The sequence below is a fragment of the Winslowiella toletana genome, assembly GCF_017875465.1.
Lineage (GTDB): Bacteria > Pseudomonadota > Gammaproteobacteria > Enterobacterales > Enterobacteriaceae > Erwinia > Erwinia toletana.
In genome coordinates this window covers 1,228,740-1,240,957 of sequence record NZ_JAGGMQ010000001.1, presented here as the reverse complement: position 1 = coordinate 1,240,957, position 12,218 = coordinate 1,228,740, and the positions used below count along the sequence as shown (strand labels likewise).

The window sequence follows — 12,218 nt, the reverse complement described above, 5'->3', positions numbered from 1 at the left end:
CAGGGCTGGAGGTAAGGGCACAGGCCGCTGGCGGGTCTGTGCCGAATGGACTCAGCGTAATTCCGGCATTTATTCTTCGTCGCGTTCTTTGGCTGCCCGCTGACGCTCGTAAAACTCATCTTCGGCTGCAATGATTTCATCCATCAGTGAATCGACATCCACTTCGTGGGCCTCTTCGACGAACAGACCGGTTAGCGGTGTTTCTGGTGTTAATTTTCCGTCTTCATATAACATCCAGATTTCTTTCGCATAACGTGTTTGCAGTAGTTGCGGAGCGAACTGGCCATAGTAAGCGGTTATGTTATTAACATCTCGTTCAAACATGGATTCCGCAAGGTTGTTAGCGGCGGCATCTACCGCTTGTGGCAAGTCGATAATGACCGGTCCTTGCGCATCAAGCAGCACGTTGAACTCCGATAAATCCCCGTGGACAATACCTGCACACAACATGCGCACGATATTGCGGATCATCGTATCAAAATCAGCAACGGCGTTTTCTTCTGCCAGGGTTACATCGCTAAGACGTGGAGCAACCATGCCTTCTGCATCAGTGACCAGCTCCATCAATAATACGCCATCAATACACATATAGGGTTGTGGTACGCGCACCCCGGCGTCAGCAAGACGGAACAACGCATCGACCTCCGCCATTTGCCAGGACTCTTCTTGTTGCTTGCGTCCGAACTTTGAGCCTTTTTGCATGGCGCGGGAATTACGAGAATTACGGACTTTACGTCCTTCCTGGTACTGCACGGCCTGCTTAAAACTACGTTGCATGGCTTCTTTATACACTTTGGCGCACTGGATCGTGTCACCACATAAAACGGTGTAAACGTCAGCTTCTTTGCCGCTTTTCAGTCGCTGAAGCACTTCGTCTATCAGGCCATCATCGACCAGAGGTTGGATTCGGTTTGGGATTTTCATGCGGCTTTATACCTTATTTCAGCCGCTTTTCGTATCAATAACAAAGACGGCGATACTGGAAAAAATGGCAGAGTCTGCATCTGGATTTCAATTTTACCGAAAAAACACTTCTGTTTGGGGTTTATCCTTCACATTGTTCATCTTTGATCTTTAACACAATGAGTTATGCGATGGCGAATAAATGCAGGATGAAGGAGGTTATTCACTATCGGAGAAGCAGAGAGGGTAAAAATCCACTTTGCAGGTTCAGGTTAGTGAGATTGCTGTGAGCGATTCTGGTAGCGCAGCATAGGGAGTCTGTATCGGTACCATAGCCTTCCTATGGTACGGTGACCTGCCATGCTTTACCGAGTCGTCCGCCTTCAGCAATCATGCGTCTACCTTACCCCAAATCATAGGCTTCCGGGATTAACCGTTTAAACCACGCATGGTTCTGACGTTCTGCCAGCCACAGGAAGAGGCGTTTTACTTTGACCCTGTTGCAGGCTTTAAGCACAACATCCAGTGTACGCGGTGACAGGTTATGTAAACTCTGCATTAGTTCATCGGCATGCTCAAAGCTTATCGTTTTTGGAACTTCTGCCAGAGCTTCCAGGATGGCCTTTTCAGGACAGGAAAAGGTAACCGGCGGTAGTCCTTCTCGCCATGTTTCCTGACACAGAAATCGGGCATCGTTCATTATTATTTCTGGCCACAGTCGGCGCGTTCCATGCCATTCAAATTGAGCATGAACGGGAACCCTGCGTAACCATGTGGGTAATTGTCGGTGGCAGTAATCTCCTTGGGTTTATTCTCCCATAGCTAAACTTTAAATTATTACCTTGTAATTTCCTGGTCAGTGAGCGGTATATTGTGAACACGGCCATCTGAAAACTCCAGACCAGTTACAACACTTCTGCGCGAATCTTTGTCGCTTTTAGAAGCGAGAATATACTGGACGATGAACTGCCCTTCTTCAGGAAACTGATGAAACGAAGGGGGAATACATAACTTGCCATTTTGTATGGCCAGGTCAGGCATATCGGTGACTGACAGATTTTTTGGTGGGGTTCCCCTTGGATTTATGGCAATAAGCGTGGGCTGGTAGTCTTCCGCATCCGGAACCAGAAAGCATATATCGCTTCCGACCTTGTTGACAGTGGTTGTTTCGTCAGCCTTTAATCTGTCCCCTGAACCGGGACAACCAGTCAGAGCAAACAGAGATGAGAGCAGTAAAAGAGAGTGCAATTTAATATTGGTTTTCATCATCAGCCCCGTGGGAAATAACGCATTGTTTGCTCGTACTGCTGCCGGATGACAGCCTCTGTGATATCGCCATCAAAGGTGATGTTCGCGTTGCCATACATGGCTAAGTTCGTGAATGAAGAGATGTTTGGAAGGGAAATCTGCTACCGAAAAATCATTCTGATACCAGGAGCGGAAATATAACTCCCCGTTTGGGGTCATCGCGGTATCTTTATTTTGTAAACCGAAGGGGGGGGGGGGGAACTGTCGTGGTGGATCCAAACCTTATGGTACTGGATTGAATTTTCAAAAACGGTTCTGGCTAGCTTGATTTCACCCTGCGTAAGCAGTCGCAGACTGCCTTCATTTTGCTCATCCATGCTCGACTCCATTTCGCATTTTTATCCGCGTTCAGGCACCTTAACGGGAGGCTGTCAAGATGTAGTAGCAAAGCGGCGTGATTCGTTTATCGAGATTTATATTAGATTACATATGGTTAATTAGGGCCATTGTAAGTTAACTGCCTTTGTCTCGCAAATCACCTGATCTTCAGCCGTAGTGTCAACAACGGATAGAAAGTGTGAGTTCGTCTCCCGGAGCCTTGTTGTTAGCAGAAGTGGAATAGTGACCACCTCAGCAGAGTAAGTTTCTCCGCACGTAATTGCCGTGCAATAACGGTCGCCGGGATTTTATCGGGATGCGCATCGCTGATCCGCTTAGAGATATAATCACGGTATTCATCGAGCCGGGATGATGATGACGGGTGTGGTGAATACTGCGGCTTTTCAGATTTAGCTTTCAGAGGGCTGGCGGACAGTATTGCGCGAAATACCAAGTTCCCTGGGCTGGCGGAGTGTGAATTTGGCTGGTATGTGGTTGGTTTTGCGGGGGAAGGCGCGATTTTGATTTTTGGGTGTAGGCCTAAAGGGTGACCTATGTGTAAAGGGTAGGGGGATTTCAGGCCGGACTTGCGTCAGTGGCGGCATATCTCTGGAGTGAGAACTCGCTGACTCAATGTTATTCGCCAGTTTAAAATTTTTACTATAAAAGTAGTATACATACGAAAATCGGGTAAAAAATAAACTCGCTGGTAAGCACTTTTCTGTCGAAGTGATGTTCATATCCTATGGCTGGTAAAAAGAGCTATAGCCTTAATTTACAATAGCACCAGAAGAAAAGTCACTGACTTAAATCGATTGGCACAGATGTGGTCAGAAGAGTTGAACATCAAATGAAACTACATGACAACAAGGAAGTCCATCATGAGCTTATCCAAGTGTTCGCAGACCAGCAATCTGTGTACCAATTATCATTCCGTCTTTAATTAGTTGACTGATGCAGATGAAATTTCTGAAAAAATCAGTATAGGTCAGCCCGTGTATGCATTATATTGGACGAAAAGCGCATGGCTTGCAGTACTGCGTTTTCATTAGAATGAGTACCTCTTAATTGAGATATTTCAAAACCGTCGTATAAACCGGCTAACTCATAGAGTCCAGAACAATGCTCTGCCTTCAATTCCTGATTACAATCATTGCATAGAGTAACCAAGTTTCGATAGCTGGTTTCGCCACCTCTGGAGTATGGAACAACATGCTGTAACGTCAGGTTTTGCGTTTTTGAACAAATAACACATTTATTGTTATCTCGTTCTAAGATTCTTTTTTTAAATTTACCTCTAAATGTTCTTTTTCGAACTGAGGGCGAAGAAATACTAACATCAGTGAATGACCCAAAGGGGGAATGTATACATTTTCTTTTTCTCAGCCAGTGAGGGATGAATTCTCTTGCAAAGTCAACGTCAACTAAACCCCACCCCTGAAGGCAAGTCCATTCATAAAAAGCTTTTTCATTTTTAATTAAATTACAATGTTGTCCCATTTCCAATACTGCTTTAACAAATCTTTCATTTATTACAATTGAGGGTGTGCGAAATTCTAACCCCTCATCGTCGGGAACTGAACCTAATGTATAAGTAGAGAAATAACAATAACCGCCACAGACCAATCTAAGATCAAAAGCGTATGAGCTTTTCAATAGGTATTCCTTGTTTTTTTAGGTTATTCAGATGGACATTTTAGTTGCATACGCTGAATTCAACGTCTGACCGTCTCTAACGCTCCACGTGCTTTGATTAGTTTTAAAGCTTGGCCGAGCGTGCGCGCCTTCATCTCTTGCACAGGGATGTTTTAAAGCCGTGAATATACGTCTTTTACCTGAGAACGCCATTGTCTTTAGCAGAATCAGTCGTGACGTTTTTATCTTCAACAAGAACCATTGCTGAGTAATGTTGACGAATATGAATTTAAAAGGCAGGCCAAGAATGTTATGGCCTAAATTAGTTAAAGTAACATTTTTATCGGATAGTCAGTTGTTTGTCCATAATAATTTTAAAATGTTAGCCTAAGGAATTGACAAATTTGGTGTTAACCATGTACATGATTTTTGAGAATAATAAAGTGGAATCCTGACTAATGTGGCTCATGTGTAATGATTGCACAGGTGAGTATGATCAATGTTATGTGAAAGATCTTTTGCTTATAGCTAGGGTAAAAAAGTGTCGGAAAAATCATTAAAACCTGTCATAGAGTATTAGCTGGTAATCACTCTGATAGGTTCTTTTTCAGCTGAAAACTCCCTTTGAGTAACAACGATAAAATACTTAATGATTGATTTTATTTATTTTTATTATCTTTTTCGCCACTTCAATCAGGAGCGGTACATACTCAAAAGCTGGAGGGTAAGATTAATCGAAATGTAAGTATCCCGATAAAACGGTCCATTCACTTTTAGAGATCTTCCGACATACTGATTATGTCCTCTGAGGAGATCGCCATGCGTAAAGCCCGATTCACCGAACACCAGATCATTGCCGTTCTGAAGTCTGTCGAAGCCGGACGTACCGTTAAGGACGTCTGCCGCGAAGCGGCAATATCCGAAGCCAGCTATTACAACTGGAAAGCAAAGTACGGCGGAATGGAGGCTTCAGATATCAAAAAGATGAAAGATCTTGAAGACGAGAATCGTCGCCTGAAGCAGATGTTCGCCGACCTGAGTCTGGAATGCCGGGCGCTGAAGGACGTTATCGAAAAAAAGCTCTAAAACCAGCGATAAAGCGGGAGCTTGTCAGCTATCTGACTGCACAATTTTCCATGAGCATCCGCCAGGCATGCAGGACAGTATCGCTGAGCAGGACGGTGTATTTTTATCAGCCCGATACCCGGCGTGATGAACCGGTGATCCTGGCGCTGACTGAACTGGCAGAACGCTATCCGCGATACGGATTTAAGAAGCTTTTTCAGGTACTTCGCAGGCAGGGTAACGCCTGGAATCATAAGCGTGTTCACCGGATTTACTGCCTGCTGAAACTCAATTTTCGCCGCAAGGGGAAACAACGTCTTCCGGTGCGCAATCCGGCTCCTCTGGCAACGCCGGAAGCACTCAACCAGAGCTGGTCGATTGATTTTATGCACGACGCGCTGACATGTGGGCGACGTTTTCGGACTTTCAACGTCGTGGATGATTTTAACCGTGAGGCTCTGGCCATAGAAATTGACCTGAATATCCCGGCGCAGCGGGTTGTGCGGGTGCTGGACAGGATAGTGGCAAACCGTGGATATCCGCTGAAGATGCGGATGGATAACGGCCCGGAGCTGATATCACTGGCTCTGGCACAATGGGCTGAGGACCATGGCGTGATGCTGGAATTTATCAGGCCAGGCAAACCGACACAGAATGCCTTTATCGAACGCTTTAACCGGACGTACCGGACAGAAATCCTGGATTTTTATCTGTTCAGAACGCTGAATGAAGCACGGGAAATCACAGAGCGCTGGCTGACGGAATACAACAGCGAGCGGCCTCATGAATCCCTGAATAACCTGACGCCGGAAGAATACCGGCTGATGGCTGAAAAACCGGAACTCTCAAAAAGTGTGTGGAACTAAAACAGGTATGCTTACAGAAACACCCCTTATATGGTCATAAAGACTGTAGAAGTAGTTTCTGAACGTTATTATTAAAAGTACTGCCAATTGATTACAGGCTGGAGTTCACAGGGCTTTGAAATTTTAACGTAATTTGGATTTTTTCATTGACGTTAAAGTCCAAAAAAGTGGTGAAGAGCAAAAAAAATAGGATTTATCTCAATTGCGTTGACTTCTAAAAAATATTCGTATAAGAATGTAGTAATTCAACCTTAAAACCATCTTAACTATGAAATGTAGATTATCTATTTATCTTGTTAAAAAGGGGTTTACTCAAGATAGTCAGATTATAGATCTTGAGCACATGAAATCAGGGAAAAAAATTCACATCCCAAATACAGAGTCTACTTTATATATTAATCAATCCAAGCCAGCTAAATATGCTGAATGGATTGATTATATCTTATTCTCACAATCAGAGCTATCTTTAGAAGATTTTTCAAAGTCACAAAGTGAATCTGCAATTATTGTTTGTCGACTTGATGATAATATATTTTTGATTCCTTTCGGTGGTGGTCATCACAAAATAAGAAAAGATCTTATTGAAAGAGATTTTGGTCTTAGAGTAACTTTAAACTCTGTGGATCCAGAAAAACTAAGGAGTCTTGATAAAAGTAACTATCAAGATAACCCTCTCAATACCAGAAATCAAAGTACGAAGGAAGTTGATATACTATCTTTAAATATTGACTCAGAGCTGGAAATACTTTCCACTTTGACGGGGAAGTCAAATTCACCTTTATTTGGTGATATTGTTACAGGCAGAGATAGTTTGACGGTTATCATATCGGAGAACATACTTTCCTTAGATAAAGTTCTTTCAGAAGCTTTTTTGAAATTTAGAACCCCGTTACCAAAGAATTTTGAATGGATTGATAACATTAGTAAAGTTAAAGACAAAGAGTTATGTGCAGTTCTTGATTCAGAATTAGATGAAGTCCTTAAGTCGGAGGACCAGCATAAAGATTTTTGGTTGGGTGAACCGGAAATTATAGATTGGGATAGCCAAATAGGCTATTGCTTTGAAAATTATAAGAAGGCTAAAGGAGTATACCCAACGTTATCTCTTAACAGGTTAAAAGAATATTTTAATAAAAATGGTATGCCATTTTGTTGTGATACATTAAAAGAGCAAAAAATTTATATAATTAGCGATACTGAGGCTACTTATAAATGGTGGAGTGCGTATAATTGTCTCTACGCAGAAGTGGAAAATAACGATGAGTTATTTATATTAAGAAATAGCACTTGGTATTCTGTAAATGTTGACTTTTTAAAAAAGATTGACCAGACGTTAGAGAAATTAACATTTTATGATTATAGTTTACCAGATTATAATCATGACAGAGAGGATAAATATAATTTTGAAGCTGCAAAAAATGACAGTTCTCTTTTTAACGTTGACAAAAACCTCATTTATCATGGAGGAGGCCAGAGTAAAATAGAGTTCGCCGACCTTATTAAAGATGGTTCGGATCTAATACACGTAAAATATTACAGAAGCTCAAGCACATTGAGTCACCTTTTTTCTCAGGCTTATGTCTCAGCTGAGTTATTTGTGAGTGATTCTGAATTTAGAAGAAAGCTCAACAAGATCTTGCCTGATAATATGAAAATAAAAGATATTTTAGAAAGGCCAGACACTAAAAATTACACTATTATTTATGCTATAGCGACAAATAAAGATATTCCTAAAAAACTCCCGCTTTTCTCAAAAATAACATTGAAAAATGCTCATAAATCTTTGGAAACTCTAGGGTTCAATGTTAAAATAGCGCCAATAAAAGTTAACGATGAATTATTGAAAGTTACTAAGTGCAAAAAAGGATAATTAACATTTACCTATAGATGTTATTGTAGGGTAAATAATAATTTTTTGATTGAAAACTCACTGTCTTCGAGAAAATGATGTAGATTGATTACATCAAAATTTCTAATCCATGCTTTTGCACCACAAACAACAATTTCAACGACATCCCACTAGGACGTTTCATCCCTGTTTCCCATTTCTGGATGGTTGAAACACTGGTATTGAGATATTTAGCGAAAACTGGCTGGCTAACGTTCAGTTTCTCACGTAACCCTTTAATTTCATCAGGTTGTAGATCTTCTACATTTTCCAGGCATGTCGCATCAAAGCTACGCATCGTTTCCTGCGGAATTACACCAGCCTTAAACATGCCCGAAGCGGCGCTATGGATAGCTTCAAACGCAGAGCTTTTGAATTTATTTTTGGCAGTCATGGCAAATCTCCAACAGTTCTTTGATGTTTAGTAGCGCTACGATGTTTTGATCGGAAAGCGAAGCATAATGGTCCGCAAGCCTCCGAAAATCCGCTAATTCTTGAGTATCAATGTTCGCCTTGTCCTGTTTGGCATACAGGTAAGCATATACCCAGCGCGTTCCGCCTTTAGCCAAAATAATGCATCGGTCTCGATTCTGCTTAAGGCGTTTCTTGTAAACCCCTCCGCCGAGGTTATCAGCCATTCCTTTCATTACGTCCTGAATAGCCTGACATAACTCAGTGTCTTTAATGGCGTGAGACTTAGCTTCCCTGGCAAACCACTTTGTTTTAAATACGCGCATCGGGCCGACATCCTGTCTGATAAACTATAGCACTGAGTGATAGTTTACTCTCTTTTATTGGGGACGGAAAGGGCTTGATGGCAACATTTTTTTGTCGTATTTTTAACCACGCAATCCAGCTGTCAACGACAGCCAGCCAATGTTTCCAGTATCAGGATGATACGAGTGACCTGTGAGAAACGCCTTCGGGTGGTCACGAGCCAAAGTCATAAGGAATGGAGTGTGGTCTGAGACTGACGCCTTCGGGCGACCACAAAGAAAGTCGTCGAAGCCTGGAAGACGACGCAGGTATGCGGTACACCGGTTTAACCTTTGGGAGCCGGTATTGTCAGTAAAACGCATTTATGGCGTGACGATGAAGGTCCATTAAACTAGCGAGACGGCTAATAGCGAGCGTTTCTTCACCAACCAGCGAATGCTGCGTTTGGTCTTTTATCCATCATATGACGTGTTGCTGACAGAGCAACGGCCTTCTAAGCCGGAGGTCTGCGAAGATGGCAATGTCACCGCTTACCTCACTCAAGTACAAATCCGTACTTCGGATATTGCTATACACCAATTCTGGCGCGTATTAAACGCAGCTGGCTGCGCCTTGCTATGCCGACAGGCATCTGCATGCGCGTGCCTTGCGGCGTGTTAATACGTGGCGTCACTTTTTGCGTGCTAACGCATGAAAGTGACGCCACAGCGATTACCACTGCCAGCCCTCTACCACAGCCCATTTTACAGCGGGCAAAATTCTGACACCGCGCTTACTGCGCTAACTATCAATGAAAAGGAGATCTGAACTGATGCCGAGGCAGGCGTAAGCCTGGGGGAATTACCTGTGAAAGCAGGCAGCTGCACTGAGTGCACCACTGAACCCTTCAACACCTCAACTGCACCCTCTCTGGCGCACAGGCATCTTTCAGAGCAGAAACGGCATTGCCATTTCTGCAATCAGCCATGCGCCGGAGAAGCAGTAATCATTTGAATTAGTGATGGAGGAAGTGAGGTATGAGCCAGATTGGAAAGGAAATGAAAGCGCTGGCGAAGCGGGCAGGGGGCAGTCATAAAACGATGCATGACCGTATTCGTATTGCAGATCGATTAAGCCGTCATCTGCTGGCGCTGAATATTCAGGTGCGTGATGTCCGGCATCTTAAAGCCAGACATATTGAGGATTATATCAAACAACGGCTTACACAAGGGATCGCCCTTCGAACCTTGCACAATGAAATGTCCGCATTACGAGGGATTATGGTGCAGGCCGGTAGGGATAAATTCTTTGCTTCAGATCGGCTTACAAATCGCGCTTTGGGGTTGGCTGGAGCCAGCCGGGCAGGAACCAAATTTGCCATCCCGGCTGATAAATATCAGCAGGTGCTTCAGAAGGCAAATCAATACGACGAAGGGCTTGCTGCGGCGCTACAGCTTTCGCGACTGATGGGGCTGCGCTCACAGGAAGCGGTGCAATGTAGCGCTTCCCTCTGCACCTGGCAAAAGCAGCTGCTTAACGGTGATACGCGACTGACTGTTGTGTTTGGCACTAAAGGCGGCAGGCCAAGAGAAACGCGAGTGCTGGATCCTCAGGCTGTCAGCTTTGCGGTAAATCACGCGCTCAACATTGCTGAGCAACGTAACGGAAAACTCATCGATAAAACTAACCTGAAGATGGCGATGAATTACTGGCGATCAACCGCTACCCGGCTGGGTTTAAAAGGCGAGGTATCGCCGCACAGCCTGCGTTATGCCTGGGCACAAGATGCTATCCAATATTATCTGAATCTGGGTTTTAGCCGCAAAGAAGCCCATGCACTTACCTCAATGGATCTCGGTCATGGCGATGGCCGCGGACGTTACGTTGAACGCGTTTACTCCAGGAAGGAGGATTAAAAAATGGATGACTGTTCATTAATGCGTTTGCCAAAAGTCATGCAAAAAACCAGCCTTGGGAGATCATATATTTATCATTTAATTAAGCAGGGAGAATTTCCTCAACCGGTGAAAGTCGGTCCCCGTTCTGTGGCATGGGTTGAAAGCGAGGTAAATGACTGGATTGCCAATAAAATCACTCAGCGTGACGGAGATCGTTAATGGTTAATTCTTCTTTTTTCCTGGCGGGCGTTTTTAAGTATAATCATGACGCTGCGGCAAAATCCGTAGCCGGAATTGGCGTTCCGAATCCCCTGACGATGCCCGAATATACCCACAGAGTGTATTCGGGTAATGCTCGTGCACACCTGTTGTCAATGGTGGCCCGGGCAGGGCTTCCGAAAGGAAGGCCGGGATCCGTTGGGGCCGGTACGCCAACCCTGTTCGGGCTACCACCTAATGGGCTTGGCGTCTCTGGTGGTAGCTTAAAAATTACCCCAACGGAGGCGGCCATATGGCTACTACCCATCACTATCTGTACCCGCTATATATTAGAACTCATCCGGGGGTGCATCATGTATGACCCCACACCACTCACGATTGAAGAAATTATCGATCAGTGTCGCGCTCTGGCTTACGCCATCGTCGAATTGCACAACCCCCTCGCAAAAGAGCTGCTCACGTACATCCTTTGGGAGCGCCTGAACCTGCTTAATGAAACTCTGGAAACGACGGAGGCAGGCCATGAGTAATTGTGTATCTGACACCGTCTCCGCTTCGCGCAATCACTGGCCGCAAATTCTTGCCGAATTAGGCATTACTCTTCCCGAAATCAATAAGCATGGCCCTTGCCCTGTCTGCGGAGGGAAAGATCGTTTCCGTTTTGATGATAAGCAGGGGCGCGGCACCTGGATTTGCAATCAATGCAGCCACGGTGATGGTCTTGACCTGGTGGCGAGGGTAAACGCATGCGATCTGCTATCCGCTGCAAGACTGGTTGCCGGGCTGAAATTAGCGCCTTCAACTGCGCCCGCCAGAGAAAAAACGCCACTCAGTCCGGCGTCAAACCGTGCGAAAGAGTTACTCTCCGCTGCCCGAATGGGTAAAAGCCCTTATCTGACCGGGAAAGGGTTATTGAACACGGTGACTATGCTCAATGTGAAAGGCCCTCTGACAGTCGGCAGGGCTACCTTTGGTCATGATGCAATCATTCTTCCGATACATAACGGCAGCGGTGAATTAGTCGGTGCGCAGCTGATTAATGCCGGGGGTGAAAAACGGTTACTTCCGGGTACGCAGATGAAAGGCGCATTTATCGCGCTTAATCAATCCCATGAAGTTACCAGCATTATCGTCACTGAGGGTTATGCCACTGCATTAACTCTCGGTCGGATAGCAAACGGAATGGTGGTTGCAGCGATGTCGGCCAACAATATGCGTAATGTCGCTCTGGTGATGCGAAATAAATATCCTGATGCCTGTATTATCTTCGCCGGCGATCATGACCCACATTCTGATGGCTCAGCCAATACCGGCATGGAGCAAGCGGTAAAAGCGGCTGTGGCGGTTAGTGGCTGGGTATCTTTCCCACCAGGCGATATCGCCTGCGACTGGGATGATTATCGTCAGCAGCATGGCATTGAT

At 44.6% G+C, this 12,218-nt stretch carries 10 protein-coding genes and 5 pseudogenes; 6 read left to right on the top strand and 9 right to left on the bottom strand.

Annotation, left to right across the window (positions count from 1 at the left end; translation table 11 throughout):
* Positions 1–69: 69 nt before the first annotated feature.
* The 7 genes and pseudogenes from J2125_RS05805 to J2125_RS25245 all read right to left on the bottom strand — a co-directional run.
* Positions 70–924 carry a PA4780 family RIO1-like protein kinase gene (locus J2125_RS05805; protein ID WP_017803111.1) on the bottom strand — a complete coding sequence of 285 codons (855 nt, stop codon included), beginning with the start codon at positions 922–924 and terminating at the stop codon, positions 70–72.
* Positions 925–1,306: 382 nt separating this feature from the next.
* Positions 1,307–1,684: pseudogene (locus J2125_RS05800) on the bottom strand (type IV toxin-antitoxin system AbiEi family antitoxin domain-containing protein); the annotation flags it as partial.
* A 56-nt stretch (positions 1,685–1,740) separates the two neighbouring features.
* Positions 1,741–2,169, bottom strand: coding sequence for a putative T6SS immunity periplasmic lipoprotein (locus J2125_RS05795; RefSeq protein ID WP_017803113.1), 429 nt, complete (start codon positions 2,167–2,169; stop codon positions 1,741–1,743).
* 84 nt (positions 2,170–2,253) lie between these two features.
* A pseudogene (locus J2125_RS25250) lies at positions 2,254–2,528 on the bottom strand (type IV secretion protein Rhs); the annotation flags it as partial.
* A 278-nt stretch (positions 2,529–2,806) separates the two neighbouring features.
* Positions 2,807–2,990, bottom strand: a pseudogene (locus tag J2125_RS05790) (IS21 family transposase); the annotation flags it as partial.
* A 517-nt stretch (positions 2,991–3,507) separates the two neighbouring features.
* Positions 3,508–4,185 (bottom strand): HNH endonuclease, encoded by a 678-nt coding sequence (locus J2125_RS05785; RefSeq protein WP_157819480.1) that lies wholly within the window; start codon positions 4,183–4,185, stop codon positions 3,508–3,510.
* Between the two features lie 62 nt (positions 4,186–4,247).
* Positions 4,248–4,449, bottom strand: a pseudogene (locus tag J2125_RS25245) (phage integrase central domain-containing protein); the annotation flags it as partial.
* Between the two features lie 534 nt (positions 4,450–4,983).
* Between J2125_RS25245 and J2125_RS05780 the strand changes: the two are divergent.
* Both J2125_RS05780 and J2125_RS05775 read left to right on the top strand, forming a co-directional pair.
* Positions 4,984–6,095, top strand: a protein-coding gene (locus J2125_RS05780; RefSeq protein WP_209499454.1) for an IS3 family transposase whose coding sequence is annotated in 2 segments (ribosomal slippage) — positions 4,984–5,245 and positions 5,245–6,095 — 1,113 coding nt in all. Because the reading frame shifts where the segments join, the coding sequence is not laid out codon by codon here.
* A gap of 268 nt (positions 6,096–6,363) precedes the next feature.
* Positions 6,364–7,965, top strand: a complete 1,602-nt coding sequence (locus J2125_RS05775; RefSeq protein ID WP_017803115.1) for a TIGR04141 family sporadically distributed protein — start codon at positions 6,364–6,366, stop codon at positions 7,963–7,965.
* Between the two features lie 88 nt (positions 7,966–8,053).
* On the opposite strand, the gene J2125_RS05770 is transcribed toward J2125_RS05775, so the two are convergent.
* Both J2125_RS05770 and J2125_RS05765 read right to left on the bottom strand, forming a co-directional pair.
* Positions 8,054–8,377: a helix-turn-helix domain-containing protein gene (locus J2125_RS05770; protein WP_017803116.1), complete on the bottom strand. Its 324-nt coding sequence runs from the start codon at positions 8,375–8,377 to the stop codon at positions 8,054–8,056.
* Complete coding sequence (locus tag J2125_RS05765; RefSeq protein WP_017803117.1) at positions 8,361–8,720, bottom strand: type II toxin-antitoxin system RelE/ParE family toxin; 360 nt, start codon at positions 8,718–8,720, stop codon at positions 8,361–8,363. Before J2125_RS05765 ends, J2125_RS05770 begins: the two co-directional genes overlap by 17 nt.
* 996 nt (positions 8,721–9,716) lie before the next feature.
* On the opposite strand from J2125_RS05765, the gene J2125_RS05760 reads away from it, so the two are divergent.
* From J2125_RS05760 to J2125_RS24930, 4 genes and pseudogenes are all read left to right on the top strand, one after another.
* Positions 9,717–10,595, top strand: coding sequence for an integrase domain-containing protein (locus J2125_RS05760; RefSeq protein WP_017803118.1), 879 nt, complete (start codon positions 9,717–9,719; stop codon positions 10,593–10,595).
* Positions 10,596–10,598: 3 nt separating this feature from the next.
* Positions 10,599–10,796, top strand: a complete 198-nt coding sequence (locus J2125_RS05755; RefSeq protein WP_017803119.1) for a helix-turn-helix transcriptional regulator — start codon at positions 10,599–10,601, stop codon at positions 10,794–10,796.
* Entirely contained in the window at positions 10,796–11,326 is a 531-nt protein-coding gene (locus tag J2125_RS05750) for an ash family protein (RefSeq protein ID WP_017803120.1), read from the top strand. Before J2125_RS05755 ends, J2125_RS05750 begins: the two co-directional genes overlap by 1 nt.
* Positions 11,289–12,206, top strand: a pseudogene (locus tag J2125_RS24930) (primase-helicase zinc-binding domain-containing protein); the annotation flags it as partial. The gene J2125_RS05750 and the pseudogene J2125_RS24930, both read left to right, overlap by 38 nt.
* Between the last annotated feature and the right edge of the window lie 12 nt (positions 12,207–12,218).

Coding starts and splice junctions, on each gene's coding strand:
- J2125_RS05760 (WP_017803118.1), top strand. CDS start 9,717: ATGAGCCAGATTGGAAAGGAAATGAAAGCGCTGGCGAAGCGGGCAGGG.
- J2125_RS05805 (WP_017803111.1), bottom strand. CDS start 924: ATGAAAATCCCAAACCGAATCCAACCTCTGGTCGATGATGGCCTGATA.
- J2125_RS05770 (WP_017803116.1), bottom strand. CDS start 8,377: ATGACTGCCAAAAATAAATTCAAAAGCTCTGCGTTTGAAGCTATCCAT.
- J2125_RS05795 (WP_017803113.1), bottom strand. CDS start 2,169: ATGAAAACCAATATTAAATTGCACTCTCTTTTACTGCTCTCATCTCTG.
- J2125_RS05765 (WP_017803117.1), bottom strand. CDS start 8,720: ATGCGCGTATTTAAAACAAAGTGGTTTGCCAGGGAAGCTAAGTCTCAC.
- J2125_RS05755 (WP_017803119.1), top strand. CDS start 10,599: ATGGATGACTGTTCATTAATGCGTTTGCCAAAAGTCATGCAAAAAACC.
- J2125_RS05775 (WP_017803115.1), top strand. CDS start 6,364: ATGAAATGTAGATTATCTATTTATCTTGTTAAAAAGGGGTTTACTCAA.
- J2125_RS05750 (WP_017803120.1), top strand. CDS start 10,796: ATGGTTAATTCTTCTTTTTTCCTGGCGGGCGTTTTTAAGTATAATCAT.